The sequence below is a fragment of the Arthrobacter sp. 01T425 genome (genome assembly GCF_056398725.1).
This window is the reverse complement of the sequence record NZ_JBFTPY010000008.1, coordinates 115,698-141,012: the sequence shown is the minus strand read 5'-3', so window position 1 is coordinate 141,012 and position 25,315 is coordinate 115,698. Positions and strand designations below refer to the sequence as shown.

Genomic DNA, 25,315 nt, shown 5'->3' with positions numbered 1-25,315 from the left:
GGGCCCGGCGGCGGGACGCGATAAACTGGCCGCATCCCCACCACCCGCGGCCCCGCCGCGATATAAGACGGAGACTTTTGTGAGCTTCACGCAGCTTGACCGTGTATCCATCGACCGAGTTCCCATCCACCGGGCACTGATTTCGGTCTACGACAAGACCGGTCTGGAGGAGCTCGCTCAAGGCCTGCACGCCGCCGGCGTCAAGATCGTCTCCACCGGCTCCACGGCCAAGAAGATCGCTGCCGCGGGCATCCCCGTGCAGGAAGTCGAGGAAGTCACCGGCTCCCCCGAAATGCTGGACGGCCGCGTCAAGACCCTGCACCCGCGCGTGCACGGCGGCATCCTCGCGGACCGCCGCGTCCCGGCCCACATGCAGACCCTGGCGGACATGGAGATCGAGCCGTTCGACCTCGTCGTCGTCAACCTCTACCCCTTCGTGGAGACCGTGAAGTCCGGTGCAGCGCCGGACGACGTCGTCGAACAGATCGACATCGGGGGCCCCGCGATGGTGCGCTCCGCCGCGAAGAACCACGCCGCCGTCGCGATCGTGGTGGACCCGGCGTCCTACGGTGCCGTGGTGGAGGCCGCCGCCTCGGGCGGTTTTGACCTGAAGACCCGCCGCCGGCTCGCCGCCAAGGCGTTCGCGCACACCGCGGCCTACGACACCGCCGTGGCCACCTGGACCGCCAGCCAGTTCCGTGACGAGGACGGCGACGGCGTGATCGACTGGCCCGCCTACGCAGGCCTTGCCCTGGAACGCTCCGAGGTGCTCCGCTACGGCGAAAACCCGCACCAGCAGGCCGCACTGTATGTGGACAAGGCCGCCCCGGCCGGCATCGCCCAGGCCGACCAGCTGCACGGCAAGGCCATGAGCTACAACAACTTCGTCGACGCCGACGCCGCCCTGCGCGCCGCCTTCGACTTCGCCGAACCCGCCGTCGCCATCATCAAGCACGCCAACCCGTGCGGCGTGGCCGTGGGGTCCGCGTCGGCGGCCGACCCGATCGCCGACGCCCACGCCAAGGCCCACGCCTGCGATCCCGTGTCCGCGTTCGGCGGCGTCATCGCCGCGAACCGCACCGTCACCGCCGGGATGGCACGGACCGTCGCCGGCATCTTCACGGAGGTCGTCATCGCGCCGGGCTTCGACGACGAGGCAGTGGAGATCCTGTCCAAGAAGAAGAACATCCGCCTCCTGGCCCTCCCGGACGGATACGGCCGCTACCCGACCGAGTTCCGCCAGGTCTCCGGCGGCATGCTGGTACAGGCCACGGACAAGGTCGACGCCGACGGCGACACCCCCGCGAACTGGACCCTGGCCGCGGGCGACGCCGCCGACGCCGCCACTCTGGCCGACCTCGCGTTCGCCTGGACCGCGTGCCGCGCGGCGAAGTCCAACGCCATCCTGCTCGCAGACAACGGTGCCGCCGTCGGCATCGGCATGGGCCAGGTCAACCGGCTCGATTCCTGCAAGCTCGCGGTCGAGCGCGCCAACACCCTCGGCGTCACCGTGGAGTCCGATGTCGACGCCGCCGGCGGGGCCTCGAATGCCGACGCCTCCGCTTCGCCGGAGCGTGCCCGGGGCGCTGTAGCGGCCTCGGACGCGTTCTTCCCGTTCGCCGACGGACTGCAGATCCTGGTCGACGCCGGCGTGCGCGCCGTCGTCCAGCCCGGCGGCTCAGTCCGGGACGAGGAAGTCATCGCCGCGGCCAACGCCGCCGGCATCACCATGTACTTCACCGGGGCACGCCACTTCTTCCACTAGGGCCCTTCCGCTCGGGTAGTGCTCTTCCACTCGGGCTGCGGTTCGCGCACAAGGGACCCGCGCGCAAGGGACCCGCGCGCAAGAGACCGGCACAAAAAATGGACATGCCCTCCCTGGCTGGGGGACATGTCCATTTTTTGTGCCACCGAGTGGGCTGGTGGCCGGACCCTGGGACATGCTCATTCGTTCCGCGGGACATGCTCATTTTTCGCGGCAAGGAGTGGGCATATGGGGGATATGTCCAGGCTTCGGAGTGTGGAGAGGGCATGTCCCGTGCGACCCTCGGCGACCAGGGCCAGCCGGGGGACATGCTCAGTCTTTTCGTTGCGTAGCGGACCAACCCAAAGGACGTGCTCGCGGCTTCAGGAGCTCGAGACCGACCCGGTCGGACATGCCCATTCCTTCCCTGACATGCCCTCCCTGGCCGGGGGACATGTCCATTTTTTGTGCCAGCGAGTGGGCTGGTGGCCGGTCCCTGGGACAGGCTCATGCTTTCCGCGGGACATGCTCATTTTTCGCGGCAAGGAGTGGGCATATGGGGGATATGTCCAGGCTTCGGCGTGTGGAGAGGGCATGTCCCGTGCGACCGGGGCTGCCGGGGGCCATCCGGGGGACATGCTCATTCGTTCCCAAGCGCCGAGAAGCCGCCCGGAGGACATGTCCTTTCCTCATGGCAAGGCCCGGACATGTGGGGTATATGTCCGGGCCTTGGTGTTAGCGGAGGGCATGTCCAGGGGGGGCGGGCGCGATCCGCCGTCGCACATAAAGCCAGCGCGGGGCCACTGCGTCCTCCCCACTGCTGAAGATGGGACGCAATGACCCCGCGCTGGGGTAAACAGGGTAAACAGGGTAGACAAGCCCGGCTGCGCGGGCCCCGCGAACAGGCCCCCGCGAACGGAGCGCGGGGCCCCGCGCCCTCAGATCAGGAAGCGGCCGCCGTGGTGTAGGCCTGCTGGATCACGCTGCCCCAGTAGGGGCCGTACATCGTGGTGGAGTTGCTGCCGTAGCCGTAGCTGTTGATGGAGTTCTGGTAGCCGGCGGCGCTGGTGCCGATGAACCACGGACCGCCTGAGGAACCGCCGGTCATGTTGCAGGGGATCCCCTGGGTGTTGAACTGCGGGTTGTAGGGATCGTTCGTGGCGGTGCCTGAGCAGCTCTTGAGGGATTCACCGTTGAAGGGCGCTGCGGCGGGGTAACCGAATGACTTGTAGCTCAGGCCGCGGGCGGCGTTGAACTGCAGCCCGGAGCCGCCGACGACGTCGCTCAGGTACTGGCCGTTGAGCGTGGACATGACGGCGAAGCCGGTGTCGTAGGTCATGTCACCCGAGGAGCTCCACTGGGTGGGGGCGTAGAGGGCCTTGGCCGTCCACTTGCCGTAGGGGGCCGCGCCGTTCAGGTACGCCGGGACGAACGTGAACTTGGTGGCGAAGGCGCCCGGGCCCTCATTCACGCAGTGCCCGGCCGTGGAGACCGTGCTCTTGTTGCCGGAGGAGACCGAGTTGCCGGAGCAGACGTAGTTCGTCCCGCCGAGGGTGAAGAAGACCTTGCCGATGTGCGGGACGGGGGTTTCGCTGGCATTGGTCTTGGTCTGGAGCGTCTGGGATTGCAGCTTGGGAGCCGCGGCCTCGACCTTGCCCGGCGCGCCCGTTTCCGCCGGGCCCCTGGCCGCGGTGGCCTTGCCGTTGCGCTTCATGGCCCTGTCGGCCAGGACGTCGCCGGGGACGGCGCTGCGCATGCGTTCCGCGGTCCAGTAGTCGGCCGCGCCCGTCTCGGTGACGGTGTGGCTGGTGACATCGGAGGTGGAAACCGGTGCCTTGGCCGGTGCGGGAGAGGCCGTGGCCGCCCCCGCGGCGCTCAGGGCCAGCAGCGCGGCGGCCGAAAGAGTCAGCAGGCTGGTGGCCAGAGTCTTGGGTGTTCTCATGGGTGTCCTAACCGGTGGAAAAGCGGGGCGGCCGCTGTTGGCGGCCGCTGGATGGAACGAAACTACGGCAATTTGACTAACCTGTAAAGTCGCTTGTCAATTTTTGTTATGCCGTGTCGGGGCGTCACTCATCCGTCCGCGCACGACGCCGGTAGGCGCCAACGGGGGCACCTCGGGTAAGTTAGGGGTGTTGAGATAACACAAGATTCCGGAAATACCCAGACCTTCAGGGAGACGCCCGCGCAATGGCAAAGATTATCTATACCCACACCGACGAAGCGCCGATGCTGGCCACCTATTCGTTCTTGCCGATCATTGAGGCGTTCGCCTCGACGGCCGGTGTGGAAGTGGAGACCCGCGACATCTCGCTGGCCGGCCGCATCATCGCCGTGTTCGGCGACTACCTCACCGAAGAGCAGCGCGTCAGCGACGCCCTGACCGAGCTTGGTGCACTCGCCAAGACGCCCGAAGCCAACATCATCAAGCTGCCCAACATCAGCGCCTCCGTGCCCCAGCTGAAGGCCGCAATCGCCGAACTCCAGGGCCACGGCTACGCGCTGCCGGACTACCCGGACAACCCCTCCTCGGACGAGGAAACGGACATCCGGTCCCGCTACGACAAGATCAAGGGCTCCGCCGTGAACCCGGTCCTGCGCGAAGGCAACTCGGACCGCCGCGCCCCGCTCTCGGTCAAGAACTACGCCCGCCAGAACCCGCACAGCATGGGCGCCTGGACTCCGGAGTCCAAGACCAACGTGGCCCACATGGACGCCGACGACTTCCGCTCGAACGAGCTGTCCGTGGTGATCGAGGCCGACACCAACATCAAGATCCAGCTCGTCAAGGAAGACGGCACCGTCAAGGTCCTCAAGCGTGCCTTCCCGGTCCTGGCCGGCGAGGTCATCGACGGCACCGTGATGCGTGCCGCGGCCCTGGATGAGTTCCTCGCAGCCCAGGTCGCCCGGGCCAAGAACGAGGGCGTGCTGTTCTCCGCCCACCTCAAGGCCACCATGATGAAGGTCTCGGACCCCATCATCTTCGGCCACGTCGTCAAGGCCTACTTCGCGGACCTCTTCGCCACCTACGGTGAGCAGATCGCCGCCGCCGGCCTGAGCCCCAACAACGGCCTTGCCTCCATCCTCAACGGCCTCGAGGACCTGCCGGAGGAGATCCGCGGCGAGGTCCAGGCAGCCATCGAAAAGGGCCTCAACGAGGGCCCCGAACTCGCGATGGTCGATTCCGACAAGGGCATCACCAACCTGCACGTGCCCTCCGACGTCATTGTCGACGCCTCGATGCCGGCCATGATCCGCAGCTCGGGCCACATGTGGGGCCGCGACGGCCAGGAAGCCGATACCCTCGCCGTCCTCCCGGACAGCAGCTACGCCGGCATCTACCAGGTCGTGGTTGATGACTGCCGCGCCCACGGGGCCTTCGATCCCACCACCATGGGCACCGTCCCGAACGTCGGCCTCATGGCCCAGGCCGCCGAGGAATACGGCAGCCACGACAAGACGTTCGAGATCCAGTCCGCCGGCACCGTCCAGATCGTTGACGACGCCGGCACGGTGCTGATCGAGCACAAGGTTGCCCCGGGCGACATCTGGCGCGCCTGCCAGACCAAGGACGTGCCGATCCGCGACTGGGTGAAGCTGGCCGTCACCCGTGCCCGCGCCTCCGCCACGCCCGCCGTCTTCTGGCTGGACAAGGGCCGCGCGCACGACGCCCGGATGATCGCAAAGGTGGAGGAATACCTCAAGGATCACGACACCGCGGGCCTGGAAATCGCCATCATGTCCCCGGATGAGGCCACGGCCTTCACGGTGGAGCGCCTCCGCAAGGGCGAGGACACCATCTCGGTGACCGGCAACGTGCTCCGCGACTACCTCACCGACCTCTTCCCGATCCTGGAACTGGGCACCAGCGCCAAGATGCTTTCGGTGGTGCCGCTGATCAACGGCGGCGGCCTGTTCGAGACCGGCGCCGGCGGATCCGCCCCGAAGCACGTCCAGCAGTTGCTCAAGGAAAACCACCTGCGCTGGGACAGCCTGGGTGAATTCCTCGCACTCGCCGTCAGCTTCGAGCACCTCGCCACCAGCACCGGCAACGCCCGCGCCCAGGTCCTGGCCGACACCCTGGACCGGGCCACCGGCACGTTCCTGCTGGAGGACAAGTCCCCGAAGCGCAAGGCCGGCGAGTTGGACAACCGCGGCAGCCACTTCTACCTGGCCAAGTTCTGGGCCCAGGAACTGGCCAGCCAGAACGACGACGCCGAGCTCGCCGCGGCCTTCGCCGCCGTTTCTGACGCGCTGAACTCCAACGAGGACACCATCACCGGCGAACTCCTGGCCGTCCAGGGTTCCCCGGTGGACCTTGGCGGGTACTACCGGCCGGATGCGGCCAAGGTTGCAGCGGTCATGCGCCCGTCGGCGAAGTTCAGCGAAGTGCTTGCGACGCTGACCAAGTAGTCCCAGCCTCAACCGGCGCCAGACCTCAGGCAGCGCCCGGGCCGGCCGCCACGCAGAACGCCCCGTCTCCCGAAAGGGAGGCGGGGCGTTCTGCTGTCCGCCCGGGATTCCGGTGCGCGCGTCGCTGCTGGTCGTAGGGGTGGCTGGTCGGAGGATGGCAGGAAAGAGGGGCAGCCGGGCGGGGGAGGGCTGCGGGGTCAGCCCTTGCCGTTGCCCTTGTGCTTCGATTTCCCGGTGGCGGCCTTGGCCGGGGCCGGGGCGACGGCGGCCGGGGCCGTCCGCGCTGCAGCGACCTGGGCTGCTGCCTGAGCCGCGGCAGCCTTTTCAGCCGCTGCTTTGTCGGCTGCCGCTTTGTCAGCCGCTGCTTTTTCCGCAGCCTTCCGGGCCGCCTCGGCCGCCTGCTGCGCGGTAAGGTCCGCCCGGACGGCGTCAATCGATGACTTGATGCTCTGGTGGCGTCTGAAGGACACCTCGCCGCTCGCGGCGACGGCATCCAGCCGGGTCAGCAACTCGTCAAGGTGCTTCAGGGAACCCTCCGGGTCGTTGGCGGCTGCAGCCTGGCTGACAGCCAGGACTTCGGATTGAAGTTGCCGGGCCGCGCCGCTGCCCAGTTCGGGGGCGGGGGAGCCGCAACCGGCCAAAGCCCCGGCGGCCAGCAGTCCGGCGAGGAGGCTTGCGGACACCCGATACCTCACCCGGCCGCGGTCTTGCCCGGCGGTTCGCGAATCGCTCATGGTTCCACACCCTTCTGCAGTTCCCTCAGGTGATCGCCGAGCGGTCCGGTGACGGTGGGGTAGGGGACGACGTCGGGCGCCGCGGGGGCGGACAGGGCGACCGCGATCGTCGCCACGACGGCAAGGACTGCCAGCGCGGCGAGCAGCACGGCCACGCGGGTGCGGGGCCGGGCCCGGAGGAACCATGCGGCCCCGCGCGACACGGAGCGGCGGCGGCGCGGCCGCAGCGGCAGGGCATCCGGGTCCAGCGAGTTCAGGGGGCGTGTTCTCGACGCCGCAGCCGTTGCGGCTCCGGGCCTGGGTGGGCGGGGCCGCCTTGCCGGCGGGGCCGGGAGGACCCGGGTGGGTTCCGTTGTGACCGGCCCCGGCAGCGATCCGGGGGAAACGAGGGCAACACGGAAAGCTGCCTCGAGATCGGCGGCCGCGGGGCGGTCCAACGGGTCCAGGACGGTCATGGCCTTGATGAGCCGGGCCCACTCCTCGGGCACGGCGTCCGGGATGACGGGGGCGCGGTGCAGGCGGGCCACAGCGGATTCGACGGCGCTGCCCGGGTACTCCACCTCGCCCTTGAGGCATTCGAGCAGGACCAGGCCCAGCGAGTAGATATCACTCGCCGGACCGAGGTCGGCACCGCGGGCCTGTTCGGGACTGAGGTAGGCGGCAGTTCCCACCATGGTTCCCGTGGCGGTCAGCCGGGTCCCGTCGATGATCCGGGCGATGCCGAAGTCTGTGAGCTTGGGCCGAAGCGGCTCTCCCGGCCGGACCGGCACCAGGAGGATGTTGGCGGGCTTGATGTCCCGGTGGACGATGCCGAGGCCGTGGACGTAGGCGAGGGCATCGGCGATCCCGGCGCCCACCACGGCCAACTCGGCCAGCGGCAGGGGACTGTGGCGGATCCGGGTCCGCAGATCCTGGCCGTCCACGAGCTCCATGGTCAGGAAGGGCCGGGGCTCCTCGGGAATCCGGGTGTCCGTCCCGGCGTCGAACAGCGTCACCAGGCTTGGATGATTCAGGGTCGCCAGCAGTTCGATCTCCGCTTCCTGCCGGCGAAGCTCGTCAGGATCCGCCGATTGCGGTGCAAAGAGTTTCAGGGCAACGTCCCGGCCAAGGTTCAGGTCCTTGGCCGTGTAGACCGATGCCATGCCGCCCCGGCCAATCACCTCCCCCAGCTGATAGCGGCCGCCCAGGGGCTCCGCCATGATGCTGTTGGGCGAACTGTCCACGCTGTCCCCGTACCTTTCGTGTGCGCCCCGGCGGCGCTCCTAAAGAATGATACGGGTACGGGTATCTGATTGCGGTCCGCGTGGTGCGTGGGGGACCTCCGGTCCCGGCGCCGAAGCGTCTTCCCTCACCGGACCCCCACCCGCGGACGCCCCTCCGCCGGAGCATGCCGTTGGGTCCCCCAGCGGACCCAACGACCTCGCTCCGGCGGTACAGGACCTTGATGGGAGCGGTGGCATGCGCTAGGGCGGGCGGGGCTTGCAGCCGGGCCTCGGCTGCGGACCGGAGCGCTCAGGGTGGGCGGGCGCTGAGAGGGTCAGGCCGGCGGGAATTGGGGTGCCGGAAGCCCGGCGGTGGACGGTCGTGTCCATGGGGGATTCTCCTGGGTGACTGTTGGCGGGCGGCAAAGGCAGCCCGACGGGCCGTGCTCTGTGGAGGCAGAGACGGCCCGACTAGTCAGGAGAAGAACCGGGATCAGCGCTAACGGCTGCGTACTCGTGCTGGAGCGGTCCGCCGATGGCGTCGGCCCCGATGGTGGGCACGTAGAAGACCAGGCTGGGCATCCACGCAGCCGTTCCGGCAGGCCCGCCGCCGGAGTGCCCGCTGCCGGACCCCGAGCCCGGAGCCGGCGGGAGTGCGTCAGGCGCAGGCAGTCCCGTTCCGCCATGCCATGGGCTCGGACCCGGGTTGCCGGAGGGAGCCGGCGGTTCACCGGTCCCGGCAGGGGCCTTGGCCGGCGGGGCAGCGCCGGACTGGACAGCTGCCGCGCCCCGGGGTTCAGGGATCAGCAAGGCGGGATAGGCAACCGTGGCACCCGGGGAAGGAGATGCCGGGAACGGACGGGCCGCCACGGTGCCGGTGGGAGCAGGCGCCGGCAGTTCAGCCGGTGCTGCGTTGGCGGCGGTTGCTTTTGCGCCGCCCGCCGGCGCCGATGCGCCATCGACGGCGGCCGGCGTCCCCGCCGGCGTCCCCGCAGGCGATCCCGCCGCGACATCGCCGCCTGGAACGACGCCGTCTGGAACGACGCCGTCTGGTGGCCCGGCCGCAGGGTCGCCGGGGAGCGGAGTTGCTGGATCCGGAGCCGGAGCCGGAGCCGGGGCCGCCGGGTCGCCGGGCGACGAAGGTGCTGGAGCCGGTACCGCAGGGTCCACCACCGGAGGAACAACACCGGGGACCGGTACCGCAGGGTCCACCACCGGCGGAACAACACCGGGGACCGGTACCGCAGGGTCCACCACAGGCGGAACAACACCGGGGACCGGTACCGCAGGGTCCACCACAGGCCCGGTTGCCGGCGGGGTGAGTGCCGGCGCAGGGAGCGAAGGGTCAGGGAGTACCGGGGAGGGGAGCGCCGGGTCCGGTGCCGCCTGCCCAGGGGCGGGCGGTGGCGCGTCGGGAACCGCCGGGTCAGGGGCGGTGTCCGCGGGCCCGTTCGGGTCGGCAGCAACGACGTCCGCGGAAGCTACTCCCGGCCCTGGAACAGCGCCCGCCGCCCAGGCGCCCGCCGGGACCGCAGAGATGTCCACAGAAACCACGCCGTCGAGGGAGGGAACAGGGAGGTCGTCGGCGTCCGTACAGGAGGCGGCGGCCGTGCTCTCCCCGGCGTCGACGGCCGTCCCGTAGAACGCGCAGGCGTCGTCCGCCTGCGCGGCCGTGCAGGTCAGTGTCAGCCACGCGGCGCCGGCGACGGCGGCCAAAAGCACGCGGCGCAAGGGGCGCAGGGGGCGCAAGGTGCGGCCCGCGCGGGAGGACGCTGCTGCAGGATCCATGCGCGCACCCCCGATCCCGGAAGACTGGACAATTGCCTACAGGGTAAGTCGGCCCCAACAGGAGAGTCCAGAGCGGGGCCGAAACTGTAGGCATACCGAGACACTTGGAATGCGCCGGGTCCGTTGCCTGGGGCGTGGAAAATGGGAGGCGGTTAGTGGGCGTCGTTGGGGTAGCTCACGCCGAGCTGCGCGCGTACGCCGTCGAAAAGCCGCATGGTGTTCAGGGAGTCCTCCAGAGGCATGACCGGGCTCTCGGTGAGGCCCTGCTGGATGCACCGCGTGACCTCCCGGAGCTCGTAAGTGTAGCCACGTCCCACCACCGTGAACTGCTCCGTCCGGGGCCCCTCGAAGCCGATCCGGACCAGCAGTTCCTTCGGGTTGTTGATGGACCCGGGGCTCTGGAGGTAGCCCTTGGTGCCGGCGACGGTGGCCGTGCGGGGGCCGTAGGCCATCAATGACGAGGTCAGTTGGGCCTGGGCGCCGTGGTGGTAACCGAGCGTCAACGCATTCTGGGCGTCGACGCCGTCGTCGTTCAGCCAGCCGGTGGCGCTGACCGTTTGCGGGAACCCCAGGGTGCCGAGCGCCCAGAGCAGGGGATAGACCGTCATGTCCAGCAGGGCGCCGCCACCGTCCTTGGGTGCCCAAAGCCGGGAACCGGGCGAGTACGGCGCCGGAAAGCCGAGGTCGGCGCCGACCCATTTCACCTCGCCGATCTCGCCCGAGGCAGCGATCTCGAACGCCCGCTGCATGCTGGGCAGGAACCGGCTCCACACCGCCTCCATCAGGAAGACTCCGTTGGTCCGGGCCGCCGCGATCAGCTCGGCTGCTTCCCGGGCATTGATCGTGAGGGCCTTCTCGCACAGCACGTGCTTGCCGGCGTTGAGGGCGGCGAGGGCTATCTTGTGATGGTGGGCGTGCGGGGTGGCGACGTAGACGACGTCGACGGCGTCATTGGCGAGCAAGCGGGCATAGCCACTGGCGCCCTCCTGGTCACCGTAGGCGTGGACAAAGCCGTAGTCGGCCGCGAACGCGTCCGCGGCCGCCTGTGTGCGGGAGCTGACGGCGTACAGTTCCGCATCCGCCAGCAGCCCAAGGTCGCGTGTGACCGAAGCGGCGATCCCGCCGGTGGCGATGACACCCCAGCGCAGCCTGGCACCGGTGGCTGTGCGGGGGTCCTGGTCCGGCTGGCTGAACAGCCACGGCTTTGCGATGAGGGCAGACATGATGCCATCTTCTCACCCAGGGGCGGGCGGGCCGCGGTCTTGACGGCCCTGGCATGGCGGAGGTTCGACGCGGAGATCCAGTCTCACGAAGTTCAGCCCCGGCGGCTCGACGCCGGAGCTGCGGGCGGGCCCCCAAGGCCTGCCCGCAGCTCCGCCGCCGAAGTCCCCGCAGCCGGCCGGTCCTCAGCCGGTCAGGGCCGCCGTCGCGCGGTTCCGGGCCGGTTCCTCCGTGAGCCGGCCCTGCTGGAGCCGGAAGCGCCGGTCCGTCTTGTTGGCCAGGGCACGGTCGTGGGTGACCACCAGGATGGTGGTGTTGTGGTCCCGGCTGAGCGTGCTGAGCAGCTCGATGATGTGCTCGCCGGTCTGTTCGTCCAGGTTGCCGGTGGGTTCATCGGCCAGGATCAGTTTGGGTTCGTTCGCCAGCGCCCGGGCGATCGCCACCCGCTGCTGCTCGCCGCCGGAGAGCCGGTTGATGCGCCGCCCGTGCTTGTCCGGATCGAGCTGGACCTGTTCGAGCAGCTGCCGGGCCCGCTCGGCCCGCGCCGCCTTGCGCACGCCGGCGAATTCCATCGGCAGCATCACGTTGTCCACGGCCGAGAGGTTCGGGATCAGGTTGAACTGCTGGAACACGAAGCCGATGTCCCGGCGCCGGTAGTTGGTCAGTTTCCCGTCGGGCATGCTGGCCAGGCTCACGCCGTTGACCACCACGTCGCCGCTGGTGGGCTTGTCCAGCGCCCCGAGCAAGGAGAGCAGGGTGCTCTTGCCGCTGCCGCTCTTGCCCACGATCGAGGCCAGCGTGCCCTGGTCCAGCTCGAAGCTGACATCGTTGACCGGCTTGATGGTCCGGTCGCCGGACTTGAACGTGCGGACCAGGTTCTTGACTTCGATCATGGCTATTCTCCTCGGAGGACTTCGATGGGACGGATGCGGGCGGTGAGCAGGGCCGGGACGAGCGCGCCGATGATGGCGACGCCGAAAACTGCGGCGATGCCCGCGGCGATGACGCCGGGGGAGGCGCTCGCCGTCACGGAGGTCAGCAGCTGGCTGGCCCCGCCCAGCGGTCCGCCCGCCCCTCCCGGGAACCCGCCCCCGGGAAAGCCGCCAGCGCCGCCGCGCTGGCCGGTGGCCGCCGCGCTCGTGCTGCTGCTTGAACTGATGAGGGCGCTGGCGATGCCGCCGCTGGCGAGGGAGGCGACGGCGGCGCCCACAACACTGCCCATGGCCACCAGCACGAGGGCCTCCAGCACAAACTGCAGGCCGATGGTGCGGTTCGGGGCGCCGATGGCCTTCAGGACACCGATCTCGCGGCGTCGTTCGCGGACCAGCATGACCATGATCAGGAGGATGATCAGGCCGGCGGTGCCAAGGGCCGCGATGAAGGCGATGAAGGAAATGTTCTTGACGCTGTCCAGCGAGCTGACGGCTGTCTCAAGGTTCCGCTGGCCCTGGGTGACGTCGGCCTTGTCGGAGCCCAGCGCCGCCTGCAGGGCGGTCTTGGCGGCGTCGACGTTTTCCATGCTGTTGACCGTGACGATCATGGTGGAGAGTTCGTCCGGGAGCGCGGCGAGGGTCTGGGCGGTCGGCAGCGTCACGTAGAGCGCATTGTTGCCGAACGCGGTCCCGGCGTCGAACAGCCCCCGGACGGTGAAGCTCTGGTCCCCGACGGTAAACGTCGAGCCCACGCTGAGGCCGTTCTTGGTGGCCAGGGTGGTGCCCAGCAGGGCGCCGGTGGACGCGGCGGTGTAGTTGCCCAGGCCGGTGCCCTGCGTCAGCTGCAGGGCCTTGCCGGTGGAGTCCACCTCGGCGCCGATGCCCGTTGCCGTGATGGGCAGCGAGAACGCCGGCGCGGCCTGCGCGGTGCCGCCGGTACTGCCCGAGGTGCTGCTTCCGGTGGCGCCGGTACTGGCTTGGTTACGGTTGCCGAGGGTGCCGGCGTCGACGGCGGCCGTGAGGCTCGTGGTGACGGAGGTGGCCGACTGGCCGCCGGGGCCGCCTTGGCCTGTCCGTCCTGACGCGGCCTCGGCGGCAATGTCAGCGGCGTTGCGCAGGCGCAGCGCCTTGGTGCCGACCACGCTGCTGACGTTGGGGACGGCCGCCGCCGTCGCTGCCTGCGCCGAGGTCAGCGGCTCGCCGCCGCCCTCGAACCCCTGGCCGCCGGCGGGGTTCACGGTCAGGACCGTGCCCACCGAGGCGTTCAGCTCGGCAACCTTGCCGGTGACGGCCTGGTTGGCCACGAGCATGGCCAGGGCAAGTCCAATGGCTACGGCCAGCACCGCCACCACGGCGGCGGTCCTGACCTTGTTTCGAAAGGCGTTGCCTACACTCCGGGCAAGAACGCTCACGGTGCTCCTAGTTTTTCTTGGGTGTCTCTGGGGGTATCTCCTGCCGGGCCCGATGCCCGGCGCTGGTCCCACAGTGGTACGGGCCGCTGTGCGAACCTCCCCCGGGAGCTATGGATCTGCTGTGAAGCACCTCGCCACCGCCAAGGTCACCCCAAGGTCCCAGCCGGCGCACCGCGGCCGGCGCACCACGGCCGGCGCACCACGGCCGGCACACCACGGCCAACGCAAGAGCCCCGGCCCTCCCTTGCGGGAGAGCCGGGGCTCTGTACTCTGGCGCGGCCGGTGAAGCGGTCGCCCAGATAAGGAACTACTGCTTGGTGATCGGGCCGAGGACCGGATCGTTCTCGTACGCCGTGTGGACGTTGTCCTTGGTGACGATGACCGGCTTCAGCAGGTACGCGGGAACAACCTTGTTTCCGTTGTTGTAGGACTTGTCGTCGTTAATCTCCGGCTTCTTGCCTGCCTGGACGTCGTTGACCATGGTGATCGAGTGGTCAACGAGTGCATTGGTGTCCTTGTTGATGGTGGAGTACTGCTCGCCCGCCATGATGGACTTGACCGACTCAACCTCGGAGTCCTGACCCGTGACAACCGGGATCGGCTTGCCGGCGGCCTTGACAGAGGTGATGATCGCGCGGGCCAGGGTGTCGTTCGGGGACAGCACGCCGTCAAGCGGGGCGCTGCCGTACGTTCCGGCGAGCAGGGTGTCCATGCGCTTCTGGGCGTTCTCTGCCTTCCAGCCCTGGGTAACGGCCTGTTCGAAGCTCGTCTGGCCCGAAAGGACCTTGAGGGTGCCGTCGTCGATCTTCGGCTTCAGGACGCTCATGGCGCCGTCGAAGAAGACCTTCGCGTTGGCGTCATCAGGGGAACCTGCGAAGAGCTCGATGTTGTACGGGCCTGCCGGCTTCTTGCCCTTCATGCCGTCCAGCAGCGCCTGGCCCTGGAGTTCACCGACCTTGAAGTTGTCGTAGGCCACGTAGTAGTCCACGTCCGGGGTGTTCAGGAGCAGACGGTCATACGCGATGATCGTGGCGCCGGCATCCTTGGCCTGCTTGAGCTGGGTGCCCAGCTGCGCACCGTCGATGGCACCGACGATGATGAGCTTGTCGCCCTTGGTGATCATGGCACTAATCTGGTTCTGCTGATCCGAAACGCCGCCATTGGCGAACTGCACATCCGGCTTGTAGCCGGCCTTGGTGAGGCCGTCGTTGAACAGCTGCTCCGCCAGAACCCAGTTTTCCGAGGTCTTCTGGGGCAGCGCGACGCCGATCGACGAGCCCTTCGGGAATGCTTCGCCTCCGGAGCTCGAACCGCCGGTAGTCCCGGTGTCGGAACGGCCGCAGGCCGTCAGCGCCAGTGCCGCAATAGCAGCGATTGCTGCTGCCTTTCCTGCTTTACCAATCATTCGCATTGCTTGGTTCACTTTCTTTTGGTGGTGTGCGGAGAATTGTGGGGTTGGGGAACCGGGGGAGCCGCTCAGGCTCCCCTGGAGATGACGTCTGTGGTTTGGGTTGTCTCGTCGGCCTTGATCTCGTTACTGCGGCTGAAGTTCTTCATCAGCATCCCGACGACGGACCTCTTGCCCTGGGTCTTGTTGTAGACGTCGAAGGCGACGGCGATCAGGAGCACCAGGCCCTTGATGATCTGGGTGAGGTCGGCGCCGACGCCGAGCAGCTGCAGGCCGTTGTTCAGGACTGCCATGACCAGGCCGCCGATGATCGAGCCGATCACGGTGCCCACGCCACCGGTGACCGCGGCGCCGCCAATGAACACGGCGGCGATGGCGTCCAGTTCCCAGCCGACGCCGTCGAACGGGCCTGAGGCGGTGGAGCGGCCGACGAAAATCATGCCGGCGAGGCCGGCCAGGAAGGACATGTTCATCATGACCAGGAAGTTGACCTTCTTGGACTGGACACCGGAGAGCTCGGCGGCGTGCCGGTTGCCACCGACGGCGTAGATGTGGCGGCCGATAACGGTCTTGGAGGAGATGAAGCCGTACACGAGGACCAGGACGGCCAGGATCAGGCCCGGCACGGGGAAGGAGGTGCCCGGCCGGCCGGTGGCAAAGAGGTAGGTCGCGTAGAGGATGGCGCCGGAGACCAGCACCAGTTTGATAACCATGACCCACGCTTCGGGAACCTCGGCACCGAGGGCCTTGGCGTTGCGGCGGGAGCGGATCTCGCTGAAGATCACGAACGCGACGCCGAGCAGGCCAATGAGCATGGTGGGGTTGTTGTAGCCGGTATTCGGTCCAAACTCGGGCAGGTAGCCGGAGCCGATGTACTGGAAATCCGTGGGAACCGGGATGGTGTTCGACTTGCCGACCAACTGGTTGGCGCCGCGGAAGATCAGCATGCCGGACAGCGTCACGATGAACGCGGGGATGCCGACATAGGCCACCCAGAATCCCTGCCACATTCCGATCAGGGCGCCGAGCCCGAGCCCCATCAGGACGCCGATGTACCAGGGCAGCCCCCAGTCGCGGATGAAGAGTGACACGCAGACACCCACGAAGGCCGCGACGGAACCGACCGAGAGGTCGATGTGCCCGGCGATGATGACCAGCACCATGCCGATGGCGAGGATCAGGATGTAGGAGTTGCCGTTGAAGAGGTTGATGACGTTGCCCGATGTGAGCGTGCGGCCCTCCGTGAAAATCTCGAAGAACACGATCAGCGCAACCAGGGCGAAGATCATGCCGAATTGGCGGGTGTTGCCGCCAAAGAGCTTCTTGAGCGCGTTCATTGTTTCAGTCCTTGTGTCCGGGGTGTTCGGATTGTTCTGGTTTGTCCCAAAGGGTCAAGCGGTCTTGCGGGCGGACGTCATGAGTTTCATGAGGCTTTCCTGGCTGGCTTCGTCCTTGTTCAGGACGCCGGTGATGGCGCCTTCGAAAATCGTGTAGATCCGGTCCGAGAGGCCCAACAGCTCGGGCAGCTCCGAGGAAATGACGATCACGGCCTTGCCCTCGTTGGCCAGCTTCTGGATGATGCCGTAGATCTCGTACTTGGCCCCGACATCGATCCCGCGGGTGGGTTCGTCCAGGATCAGCACGTCCGGGTCGGTGAACATCCACTTCGCCAGCACGACCTTCTGCTGGTTGCCGCCGGAGAGCTTTGCGACGCCTTCCTCCACGGAGGGCGTCTTGGTCCGCAGCGACTTCCGGTATTCCTCCGCGACGGCGTATTCCTTGTTGGCGTCCACCACGAAGTTCTTGCTGATCTTGCGCAGGTTTGCCGAGACCGTGGTGGCCTTGATGTCGTCCAGCAGGTTCAGGCCCAGGGACTTGCGGTCCTCGGTGACGTAGCCGAGTCCGGCGTCGATCGCCTGGCGGACGCTCTTGAGCTGCAGTTCCTTGCCTTCTTTGTAGACATGGCCCGAGATGAAGCGGCCGTACGAGCGCCCGAACACGGACCGGGCCAGTTCGGTGCGTCCGGCGCCCATCAGGCCCGCGAACCCGACGATCTCGCCGCGGCGGACGAAAAAGCTGGAGTTCTTGCAGACCAGGCGGTCCTGGATCTGCGGGTGCCCGACGTTCCAGTTCTTCACCTCGAAGAGGACATCGCCGATCTTCGGCTCGTGGTCCGGGAACCGGGATTCCAGGGTCCGGCCCACCATGCCCTTGATGATGCGGTCCTCGTCGACGCCGTCGGCCTTGACGTTCAGGGTCTCGATCGACTTGCCGTCGCGGATGATCGTGATCTCATCGGCGATCTGTTCGATCTCGTTGAGCTTGTGCGAAATGATGATCGAGGTGATTCCGCGGCCCTTGAGGCCCAGCATGAGGTCCAGCAGGTGCTGGGAGTCGGACTCGTTCAGCGCCGCCGTGGGCTCGTCCAGGATCAGGAGCTTGACCGACTTGTTCAGGGCTTTGGCGATCTCGACCAGCTGCTGCTTGCCGACGCCGATCTCCTTGATGGGGGTGTCCGGGTCCTCGCGCAGCCCCACGCGGGCCAGCAGTTCGGTGGACCGGGTCCGGGCCTCGGCCCAGTCGATCACGCCGCGCTTGGTGGGCTCGTTGCCGAGGAAGATGTTCTCCATGATCGACAGTTCGGGGATAAGCGCGAGTTCCTGGTGGATGATCACGATGCCGGCGTGCTCGCTGGCCCTGATGTCCTTGAACTCCTGGACTTCGTTCTGGTAAACGATGTCCCCGGTGTACGTGCCGTAGGGGTACACGCCTGAGAGTACCTTCATCAGGGTCGATTTCCCGGCGCCGTTCTCACCGCAGATGGCGTGGATCTCGCCGGCCTTCACCCGCAGGCTCACATCGGCCAAAGCTTTAACGCCGGGGAACTCCTTGGTGATGGATCGCATCTCGAGGATTAGCGGATCACTGTGCGTGTTGAGGGACGTCATCTGCCCTTACGCCTCCAATGCATGACTTCGTTGTCCGCCCCTGCAAACCGCAGGGCCGTCTGATGGAAAAGTAAACTGGATCACAGCCCTTGTCGTCAAGTCTTTAACGCAACAGCCACATAACGAAATGGTTAGTTTCGCCGGATTCCGGCGTGCTGGAAGACCAAAGCCGTGGCCCCGAGGGCCTCGGCCCGGTCGCCCAGGGACGACATCGTGAGGGTGGTTGTCTCGCCTATGACCGGCACCGCGTGGCGGATCAGGCCGCGCCGGATCGGGTCCAGCAGCAGCTGGCCAAGGCCCGCCAGCGGGCCGCCGACCACAATGACCTCGGGGTTGATCAGGTTCGCCACGTTGCCCAGCGCGCGCCCGACGGCGAGCCCGGCGTCGTCCACGACACGGAGCGTGGCGGAGTCCTTCTCCAGGGCCTTGCGAACGATGTCCCCGGGCGAGAGCGGCCGGTCCTCGCCGCGGCTCAGGAGCTCGATCATGGTGGTGGTGGAGGCGATGGTTTCCAGGCAGCCGCGGTTCCCGCAGCGGCAGATCAGCCCGTGCTCGTGGATGGTGGCATGGCCGATTTCGCCGGTGATGCCCACGTTGCCGTAGTACGGGGCGCCGTTGAGGATCAGCCCCGCGCCGATGCCCGAGCCGATCTTGAGGAACATCAGGTTGCTGATGCCGCTGTGCGGCCCCCAGGTGACCTCGGAGAGGGCGCCCAGGTTGGCGTCGTTGTCCACAAAGACGGGGAGTTCCAGCGCTTCTTCTAGGCGTTTGAGGATGTTGATGCCCACCCATTCGGGCAGGATCGCGCCTTGCGCCACGGTGCCTGTGCGGCGGTCGATCGGGCCGGGAATTCCGACGCCGGCACCCACCAGGGCGCTGCGTTCCACACCGCTGTCCGTGAGCAGCCGGTCCAGCACGCCGACGGCGGCCTGGATGCCTTCCTCGGCGTGATGGCCCAGGGGCAGCAGGACCGACTCTTCGGCGATCACGTGGTAACTCAGCGAGGCCAGCACGACGCGCAGGTGGCGCCGGCCGAAGTCGATTCCGACGGCGACGGCTCCGTTGCTGTTGAGCCGGACGTTCAGGGCGCGCCGCCCGGAACTGGTGATCGGTTCAGTCGAGGCCAGCCCGGCGTCCTGCATGATTTTGACGATGTTCGAGACCGTGGCTGTCGAAAGCCCGGTCTGGCGGGCCAGTTCCGCCTGCGTGGATGGGCCCGCGAGGAGGCATTCGATGATCCGCTGCTGGTTCAAATGCCGGAGGGCGGACTGCGATCCGGGGTTCTTGGTTCGGCTCCTCGTTGAGCGCGTTGGTGAGGGCATGCTATGAAGCGTGACGCATTCGCGCCTTGTAGTCAAGAAGTTAACGCAACGATAACGGCCGCGCCGGTCGAATGCCGGGGAGAGGGCGTTCAGCACCCGCCGTCTCCGCGGCAAGGACGTTCTGCCCCGCCGGCACGCTGGCCGGGTGGAATTGCACCACACCCCGCGTTCCGGGACACGGCTACTCTGGTCGGGAGAACCCGCCGCGACCCGCGGAGGCGTCCGGAAACGTGAGGTGGTAATGGTGCTGCTGGCCCTGATGCAGGCGAACTCCGCCGTGCTGGACATCGAGGCGAACTGCGCCGCGGTGGAGGCCGCGGCGCGTAAGGCGTCCGCCGCGGGCGCGCAGCTGCTGGTGACCCCGGAACTCTTCCCCGTGGGCTACGCGCCGCGGCGGCTGCGGGAGGCGTTCGATCCCGGCAGGTTGCCCGCGCTCCGGGAAGCCCTGGCCGGCATCGCGCGGCGCAACGACATCGCCCTGGTCTACAGCCTGCCCACGGTGACGCCGGCCGGCGGGTGGCACATTTCCGCCACCCTGGTCGACGAGGCGGGCGAGGAGCTGCTCAGTTACGACAAGGTGCACCTGTTCGGCCCGGACGAGCGGGCGGCGTTCACACCCGCCGCGGCTTCCCCCGGCGTCGTGGATTTCCACGGGCACAAAACGGCGCTGGTCATCTGCTACGACATCGAGTTTCCCGAGTCGGCGCGGGCGGCCGCCCTGCGCGGCGCGGACCTGCTGCTGGTGCCGACGGCACTCGCCGGCGGATTCGACGTCGTGCCGCAGGTGCTGATCCGGGCCCGCGCCCTGGAGAACCAGCTGACGGTCGCCTACGCCAATCACACCGGTTCGGAGGATGACAGCGACTTCCGCGGCGGCAGCATGGTCGCAGGCCCGGACGGCTCGGTCCTGGCCGCGGCCGGGGCCGGGCCGGAACTGTTGTTTGCCGAGCTGGGTGAGACCGGCCGCGCCGCGGCAGACGGCATCGAGGACGCCGTGGACTACCTGCGCGACCGCCGCCCGGAGGTCTACCGCTCCTGGGGAGTCTGACCGGCAGCCGACGCCTGACCTGCGCTGGCCGGTGCGCCGGACGCCTGACCTGCGCTGGCCGGTGCGCCGGACGCCTGACCTGCGGTGGCCGGGGCGGGCGGCTCAGGCTCGGCCTGGTACTGCAGAGCGATCCAGAGTTCCGCGCGCGCCTGGGCCTGGTTGAGGTCAAGGCCCAGCAACTCAGCGATGATGCCGATCTGCCGGCGGACGCTGTTTCGATGCAGTCCCGTGGCCTTTGCCGTGGCGTCCCAGCTTCCGTTTTCGCCCAGCCAGGCCCGCAGGATGCCGAGCAGGCTGTCGCGGCGCTCCGGCTCGAGGGCGAGCAGGGGCGCCAGCAGATGGCCCGCCAGCAGGGTGCCGGCAGCCGGTCCCAGCAGGCCGGCCACCGACCACGTCACGTCATCCGCCCGGACGCTCCGGCGGCTCGTGAGAACGCGGTTGCGCAGTGAAGCGGCGTGCCGGTAAGCCTCCGGCAGGTTCGCGAAATCGGTGCCGCTGCCGATCACCAGGCGCCAGCCGAGCCGCTCCACTTCGGCGAGCAGGGCGTCGTCGACCTTTAACCGGGTAATGGCGGCAAAGCCGTACTCGGTGAGCTCCACGAGTTTGGTGTCGAACAGCCGCCGCCACTCCAGCAGCGCCCGCACCGGAGCCTCGCCCGGTCCGCCCGGGGTCCGGGAGCTGTCCGGGGCGGCGTCAATCCGGAGACCCTGCACGACCCGCAGCTGGCCGGACCGGGTGGAGGAGATGCTTTGGGCCAGCAGGTCCTTGAACCCGTTGACATGCCGTGCGGATCCTGAGGCCACGCTCTCCGGGTGCAGCAGCAGCGCCGTGGCCAGCTGGCTCGGGGCCAGGGAGCCGCTGATGCGCTGGCGGACCAGCAGTTCCAGCAGCCCGACCGCGGTGGAGACAACGCTGTTCTGGGCCGGGGTCAGCGGGGCGTCCGTGCCGAGGATGAGCGCGCCGAGGTTGGCGTCCCGGGTGCTGCGCAGCGGATACCCGAAGACGAGGGACGAGCCCGCGGCGTCGAACGAATCCATCTCGACCCGCGGACCGCTGCCGGCGAGCAGCCTGGCCAGCAGCGGCTGCAGGTCGGCTGAGTCAACTCCCGGCACGGTGCCGGCAGCGGCGCCGGCGGCCCGCGGACCGGGGGAGGGGCCCGAACCGCGGGCGCGCACCCGCCCGTCGGCGCCGACCAGCACGGCCCAAACCGGGACGCGCTGGACCAGGGCCGCGAGGAGTTCGTGCTCGGGGCGCGCGGACAAGACCGCGCGCATGAGCTGCCGGCTGGTGTCGGCCAACTGGCGGAAGGTCTTGGCGTTGTCCGACTCCAGGAGCCGGGAGAATTCCAGTCCCAGCGCGGCGAACGGGAGGCTCTCCGGGATGGCGACCAGGGTCAGGTTGTGCTGCCGGCAGGCCCGCACCACGGCATCGGGCACGGCGTTGAAGTACGGTTCCAGGCCAAAGCCCAGGGCGCCCACGCGGGCCTGGACCAGGCGCCGCACGTAAGCGTCCACCGCCTCCTCGCTGCCGCCCCCGCCCACGAACGGCAGGCCGGCCGTGAGCAGGAACTCGCCGTCGAGCAGGTAGGGGGTGGGATCTTCCAGTTCGCTGGGCTCCACCCAGCGCAGGCGCTCCTGGCCGTTGCCGCCGTCGTGCACGACGGCCAGTGCCGGCAACTGGCCCAGGAACTGCGCCAGAGTGACGAAGCCGAGCCGCTCCGGGTCCTCAGCAGCCACGGCCGCGGCCCCCGTGCCGGCCGCCCGGCCTGCGGAGTCCAAGTGCATTAAGTCTCATGAGTGAAGACTACAGGTCGTTTTGCACAACCTTGAGAGGTGGCTCACACGCCTAGGGTTGGTTCGGGAAACCGACCACTACTGAAGATAAGGACGTCAATGATGACTGTGCCAACTCTGATCGGCGAACGCCCGCCGGCGGAAGCCGGCCGTCCCGGGCTCACCGCCCAGCTCCTGCGCCGCAAGCCGATCGGACAGCTGGTCCGCGAGGCCGAGACCGGACACGGCGGCACGCGGCTGGTCCGCAGCTTCGGTGTCCTGCAGCTGACCATGATCAGCGTCGGCGCCACCCTGGGCACCGGCATCCTGGTCATCCTGGGCCAATCGGTGCCGCTCGCCGGCCCGGCCATCTGGATCTCCTTCGCCATCGCCGGCTTCGCCGCCCTGCTCTCCGCCGTGTCCTACGCGGAGATGGCCGGCCTGGTCCCTGCCGCCGGTTCCAGCTACTCCTACACCTATGCCACCATGGGCGAGGGCATGGCCTGGATCTGCGGCTGGTGCCTGGTGCTCGAATACGCCGTCTCCGTGGCCGCCGTCGCGGTCGGTGCGGGCCAGTATGTCAACGAGGCCCTGGCGGTCTTCGGCCTGGAACTCCCGGACGCCATCTCGCAACCGCCGGGAGCCGGCGGCGTGCTGAACGTGCCCGCAATCGTGATTGTCGCCCTGGCCACCGTGCTGTTGGTCCGCGGCGCCAAGGAGAGCGCCTGGATCAACACGGCGATCGTCCTGGTCAAGGTCGGCATCCTGCTGTTCTTCTGCGCCGTGGCCTTCACCGCCTTCAACGGCGGACACTTCGAACCCCTCATGCCGATGGGCGCCGCCGGCGTCTCCGCCGCAGCCTCCCGGGTCTTCTTCTCCTACATCGGCTTCGATGCCGCCTCCACGGCCGGCGAGGAGGCCCGGAATCCCAAGCGCGACCTCCCGCGGGCCATCCTGCTCTCCATGCTGATCGTCACCAGCATCTATGTGCTTGTGGCCGTCGCCGCCATCGGCGCGCGCCCCTGGGGCTGGTTCGACGGCACCGAGGCGGCCCTCGTGAAGATCCTTGAGGAAATCACCGGCCAGCCGTGGGTTGGCGTGGTGTTCGCCGTCGGCGCCGTGCTCGCCATCGCCAGCATTGTGCTGACCGTGCTGTACGGGCAGACCCGGATCCTGCTTTCGATGTCGCGCGACGGCCTGGTGCCCAAGGTCTTCGGCCGGATCTCGGCCCGGACCGGCACGCCGGCTGCCGGAACCCTGATCGTGGGCACCGCCGTCGCACTGACCGCCGGCCTGGTGCCGCTCGGTGCCCTCGCGGACGCGACCAGCATCGGTACCCTGTTCGCCTTCGCCCTGGTCAACGTGGCTGTCATTTACCTGCGGCGGACCCGGCCCGAACTCACGCGCAGCTTCCGCGTCCCGCTCTTTCCGCTGACACCGGTTCTCGGCGCCCTCATGTGCGCTTACCTCATGGCCAACCTCGGCGCCGAGACCTGGGCGGTGTTCGGGGCCTGGATGCTCGTTGGCTGTGCCGCCTACTTCGGCTACGGCCGGAAGAACTCCAGGGTGGCTGCGCTGAGCCACGAGGACTACCTTGACCTATCAAGCCGCCACCCTGACAACACCACCACACACCAGGAACTGAAGGCAGAGATCTCATGACCATCGCCACCGAACTTCCGGCTCCCCGGTCCGCTGCTGAATCGGGCGCGGCGCCCATCACCATGCTGAATCCGGACTTCCCGTTCAGCTACGACCACTACCTCGCCCACCCGGAGGGCCTGGGATCGGTGCCGCCCGAGCTGTACGGGACGGAGGTCGCCGTCGTCGGTGCCGGACTGTCCGGACTGGTGACCGCGTATGAGCTCATGAAGCTGGGCCTGCGGCCGGTTGTCTACGAGGCCGACAGGATCGGCGGCCGGCTGCGGACCGCCAGTTTCCCGTCCGCGCCGGGGATCGTGGCGGACCTCGGCGGAATGCGTTTCCCGGAATCCGGCAAGGCCTTCTACCACTACGTGGACCTGCTCGGGCTGCAGACCCGGGCCTTCCCCAATCCGCTGGCGCCGGCGACCTCCAGCACGGTGATCGAGCTCGCGGGCCAGAAATACTATGCCGAGACCGCCGCGGACCTCCCGCCGTTCTTCCGTGAGGTGGCGGACGCGTGGAAGGCTGCCGTGAACGACGGCGCCGCGTTCGCCGAGATGCAGGACGCCATCCGCGCCCGGGACACAGCCCAGATCAAGGAACTGTGGAACGCGCTGCTCCCGCAGCTGGACGAGCAGACGTTCTACGGCTTCATCGCCGGCAGCGACTCCTTCAAGGAAGCCGGATTCGCCCACCGCGAGGCCTTCGGGCAGGTGGGGTTCGGCACGGGCGGCTGGGATACCGACTTCCCCAACTCGATCCTCGAAATCCTTCGCGTGGTCTACACCGACGCCGATGACCGGCACCGTCTCATCGACGGCGGCGCGCAGCGGCTCCCCGAGGCACTGTGGGAGCACGCGCCGTCGGGCATGGCCCACTGGCCGGACGGCACCTCGCTGGCCTCGCTGCACGCAGGCGCGCCGCGCGGCGCCGTGGACCGCATCGCCCGCGACGGCGGCGGCGACTTCCGGATCCGGGAACGCTGGGGTCGCGAATCCGCCTACCCGGCGGTGGTGACCACCTGCCAGTCATGGCTGCTCTCGACCAGGATCCACACGGACGAGGCCTTGTTCCCCGCCGAACTGTGGACGGCGATCGAGCGCTCCCACTACATGCAGTCCTCCAAGACCTTCGTCATGGTGGACCGGCCGTTCTGGAAGGACATCGACCCGGCCACCGGCCGCGAAGTCCTGTCCATGACGCTGACCGACCGGTTGAACCGTGCCACCTACCTGCTGGACAACGGCCCGGACCAGCCGGCCGTGATCCTGCTGTCCTACACCTGGAACGACGACGCGCTGAAGTGGCTCTCGCTCACCGCGGAGGAACGGGCGGAGCTCATGTTGCACTCGCTGCAGCAGATCTACCCCGGGGTGGATATCGCCAGCCACATCGTGGGGCAGCCGATCACGGTCTCCTGGGAGGCCGACCCGAACTTCATGGGCGCCTTCAAAGCCAACCTGCCGGGACACTACCGCTACCAGCAACGGCTCTTCACGCACTTCAAACAGGACGGGCTGCCGGCCGAACAGCGCGGGATCTTCCTCGCCGGCGACGACGTCTCCTTCACCGCCGGCTGGGCCGAGGGAGCCGTCACCACTGGGCTCAACGCCGTCTGGGGCGTGGTCAACCACCTCGGTGGCTCCACCCCGGCCGGGAATCCCGGACCGGGCGAGCTGCTCTCCGAGCTCGGGCCGATCGCCCTGGACTGAGCGCCGCCGGCCCCGGCG

Annotated in this window: 17 protein-coding genes; 5 read left to right on the top strand and 12 right to left on the bottom strand. The window is 68.3% G+C overall.

Annotated elements, in window-relative coordinates; all coding sequences use genetic code 11:
- The first annotated feature begins 79 nt into the window (after positions 1–79).
- Positions 80–1,765, top strand: coding sequence for a bifunctional phosphoribosylaminoimidazolecarboxamide formyltransferase/IMP cyclohydrolase (gene purH / locus AC1DNG_RS11140; protein ID WP_476887339.1), 1,686 nt, complete (start codon positions 80–82; stop codon positions 1,763–1,765).
- A gap of 922 nt (positions 1,766–2,687) precedes the next feature.
- Here the strand turns inward: purH and AC1DNG_RS11135 are convergent.
- Positions 2,688–3,686, bottom strand: coding sequence for a trypsin-like serine peptidase (locus AC1DNG_RS11135; RefSeq protein WP_476887338.1), 999 nt, complete (start codon positions 3,684–3,686; stop codon positions 2,688–2,690).
- A gap of 245 nt (positions 3,687–3,931) precedes the next feature.
- Between AC1DNG_RS11135 and AC1DNG_RS11130 the strand changes: the two genes are divergently transcribed.
- Complete coding sequence (locus tag AC1DNG_RS11130) at positions 3,932–6,154, top strand: NADP-dependent isocitrate dehydrogenase (protein ID WP_476887337.1); 2,223 nt, start codon at positions 3,932–3,934, stop codon at positions 6,152–6,154.
- A 197-nt stretch (positions 6,155–6,351) separates the two neighbouring features.
- Here AC1DNG_RS11130 and AC1DNG_RS11125 read toward each other — a convergent pair whose 3' ends face one another.
- The 10 genes from AC1DNG_RS11125 to AC1DNG_RS11080 all read right to left on the bottom strand — a co-directional run bounded on the left by AC1DNG_RS11125 (position 6,352) and on the right by AC1DNG_RS11080 (position 19,121).
- Complete coding sequence (locus tag AC1DNG_RS11125) at positions 6,352–6,888, bottom strand: mucin-associated surface protein (RefSeq protein WP_476859179.1); 537 nt, start codon at positions 6,886–6,888, stop codon at positions 6,352–6,354.
- Positions 6,885–8,087 (bottom strand): serine/threonine-protein kinase, encoded by a 1,203-nt coding sequence (locus AC1DNG_RS11120; RefSeq protein WP_476887357.1) that lies wholly within the window; start codon positions 8,085–8,087, stop codon positions 6,885–6,887. The genes AC1DNG_RS11125 and AC1DNG_RS11120 overlap by 4 nt, the downstream gene beginning before the upstream one ends.
- 474 nt (positions 8,088–8,561) lie before the next feature.
- The gene (locus AC1DNG_RS11115) at positions 8,562–9,878 is read right to left on the bottom strand and encodes a hypothetical protein (protein WP_476887336.1); all 1,317 of its coding nucleotides are present in this window, start codon (positions 9,876–9,878) and stop codon (positions 8,562–8,564) included.
- 152 nt (positions 9,879–10,030) lie between these two features.
- Entirely contained in the window at positions 10,031–11,101 is a 1,071-nt protein-coding gene (locus AC1DNG_RS11110; protein WP_476856612.1) for a Gfo/Idh/MocA family protein, read from the bottom strand.
- Between the two features lie 183 nt (positions 11,102–11,284).
- Positions 11,285–11,992 carry an ABC transporter ATP-binding protein gene (locus tag AC1DNG_RS11105; RefSeq protein WP_476887335.1) on the bottom strand — a complete coding sequence of 236 codons (708 nt, stop codon included), beginning with the start codon at positions 11,990–11,992 and terminating at the stop codon, positions 11,285–11,287.
- A gap of 2 nt (positions 11,993–11,994) precedes the next feature.
- Positions 11,995–13,443 carry an ABC transporter permease gene (locus AC1DNG_RS11100; RefSeq protein ID WP_476887334.1) on the bottom strand — a complete coding sequence of 483 codons (1,449 nt, stop codon included), beginning with the start codon at positions 13,441–13,443 and terminating at the stop codon, positions 11,995–11,997.
- Between the two features lie 307 nt (positions 13,444–13,750).
- On the bottom strand, positions 13,751–14,854 hold the full coding sequence (locus AC1DNG_RS11095; protein WP_476856609.1) for a substrate-binding domain-containing protein: 1,104 nt from the start codon (positions 14,852–14,854) through the stop codon (positions 13,751–13,753).
- Positions 14,855–14,919: 65 nt separating this feature from the next.
- Complete coding sequence (gene mmsB / locus AC1DNG_RS11090; RefSeq protein WP_476856608.1) at positions 14,920–16,188, bottom strand: multiple monosaccharide ABC transporter permease; 1,269 nt, start codon at positions 16,186–16,188, stop codon at positions 14,920–14,922.
- A 54-nt stretch (positions 16,189–16,242) separates the two neighbouring features.
- Positions 16,243–17,799, bottom strand: a complete 1,557-nt coding sequence (mmsA, locus tag AC1DNG_RS11085; protein WP_476849130.1) for a multiple monosaccharide ABC transporter ATP-binding protein — start codon at positions 17,797–17,799, stop codon at positions 16,243–16,245.
- Positions 17,800–17,930: 131 nt separating this feature from the next.
- On the bottom strand, positions 17,931–19,121 hold the full coding sequence (locus AC1DNG_RS11080) for an ROK family transcriptional regulator (protein ID WP_243180206.1): 1,191 nt from the start codon (positions 19,119–19,121) through the stop codon (positions 17,931–17,933).
- Between the two features lie 241 nt (positions 19,122–19,362).
- On the opposite strand from AC1DNG_RS11080, the gene AC1DNG_RS11075 reads away from it, so the two are divergent.
- A complete protein-coding gene (locus AC1DNG_RS11075; RefSeq protein WP_476887356.1) occupies positions 19,363–20,169 on the top strand; it encodes a nitrilase-related carbon-nitrogen hydrolase in 807 nt (268 codons plus the stop codon).
- On the opposite strand, the gene AC1DNG_RS11070 is transcribed toward AC1DNG_RS11075, so the two are convergent.
- A complete protein-coding gene (locus AC1DNG_RS11070; RefSeq protein ID WP_476887333.1) occupies positions 20,148–21,953 on the bottom strand; it encodes a PucR family transcriptional regulator in 1,806 nt (601 codons plus the stop codon). The genes AC1DNG_RS11075 and AC1DNG_RS11070 overlap by 22 nt on opposite strands.
- Positions 21,954–22,064: 111 nt before the next feature.
- On the opposite strand from AC1DNG_RS11070, the gene AC1DNG_RS11065 reads away from it, so the two are divergent.
- The gene (locus tag AC1DNG_RS11065) at positions 22,065–23,603 is read left to right on the top strand and encodes an amino acid permease (protein WP_223914206.1); all 1,539 of its coding nucleotides are present in this window, start codon (positions 22,065–22,067) and stop codon (positions 23,601–23,603) included.
- Positions 23,600–25,297, top strand: coding sequence for a flavin monoamine oxidase family protein (locus AC1DNG_RS11060; protein ID WP_476887332.1), 1,698 nt, complete (start codon positions 23,600–23,602; stop codon positions 25,295–25,297). Before AC1DNG_RS11065 ends, AC1DNG_RS11060 begins: the two co-directional genes overlap by 4 nt.
- Positions 25,298–25,315: the final 18 nt, after the last annotated feature.

What these genes read in the sequence shown, in the direction of transcription:
- AC1DNG_RS11135 (WP_476887338.1), bottom strand. Translation starts at nt 3,686, where the DNA reads ATGAGAACACCCAAGACTCTGGCCACCAGCCTGCTGACTCTTTCGGCC.
- AC1DNG_RS11130 (WP_476887337.1), top strand. Translation starts at nt 3,932, where the DNA reads ATGGCAAAGATTATCTATACCCACACCGACGAAGCGCCGATGCTGGCC.
- AC1DNG_RS11125 (WP_476859179.1), bottom strand. Translation starts at nt 6,888, where the DNA reads ATGAGCGATTCGCGAACCGCCGGGCAAGACCGCGGCCGGGTGAGGTAT.
- AC1DNG_RS11120 (WP_476887357.1), bottom strand. Translation starts at nt 8,087, where the DNA reads ATGGCGGAGCCCCTGGGCGGCCGCTATCAGCTGGGGGAGGTGATTGGC.
- AC1DNG_RS11115 (WP_476887336.1), bottom strand. Translation starts at nt 9,878, where the DNA reads ATGGATCCTGCAGCAGCGTCCTCCCGCGCGGGCCGCACCTTGCGCCCC.
- AC1DNG_RS11110 (WP_476856612.1), bottom strand. Translation starts at nt 11,101, where the DNA reads ATGTCTGCCCTCATCGCAAAGCCGTGGCTGTTCAGCCAGCCGGACCAG.
- AC1DNG_RS11105 (WP_476887335.1), bottom strand. Translation starts at nt 11,992, where the DNA reads ATGATCGAAGTCAAGAACCTGGTCCGCACGTTCAAGTCCGGCGACCGG.
- AC1DNG_RS11095 (WP_476856609.1), bottom strand. Translation starts at nt 14,854, where the DNA reads ATGCGAATGATTGGTAAAGCAGGAAAGGCAGCAGCAATCGCTGCTATT.
- mmsB (WP_476856608.1), bottom strand. Translation starts at nt 16,188, where the DNA reads ATGAACGCGCTCAAGAAGCTCTTTGGCGGCAACACCCGCCAATTCGGC.
- mmsA (WP_476849130.1), bottom strand. Translation starts at nt 17,799, where the DNA reads ATGACGTCCCTCAACACGCACAGTGATCCGCTAATCCTCGAGATGCGA.
- AC1DNG_RS11080 (WP_243180206.1), bottom strand. Translation starts at nt 19,121, where the DNA reads ATGCCCTCACCAACGCGCTCAACGAGGAGCCGAACCAAGAACCCCGGA.
- AC1DNG_RS11075 (WP_476887356.1), top strand. Translation starts at nt 19,363, where the DNA reads ATGGTGCTGCTGGCCCTGATGCAGGCGAACTCCGCCGTGCTGGACATC.
- AC1DNG_RS11070 (WP_476887333.1), bottom strand. Translation starts at nt 21,953, where the DNA reads ATGCACTTGGACTCCGCAGGCCGGGCGGCCGGCACGGGGGCCGCGGCC.
- AC1DNG_RS11065 (WP_223914206.1), top strand. Translation starts at nt 22,065, where the DNA reads ATGACTGTGCCAACTCTGATCGGCGAACGCCCGCCGGCGGAAGCCGGC.
- AC1DNG_RS11060 (WP_476887332.1), top strand. Translation starts at nt 23,600, where the DNA reads ATGACCATCGCCACCGAACTTCCGGCTCCCCGGTCCGCTGCTGAATCG.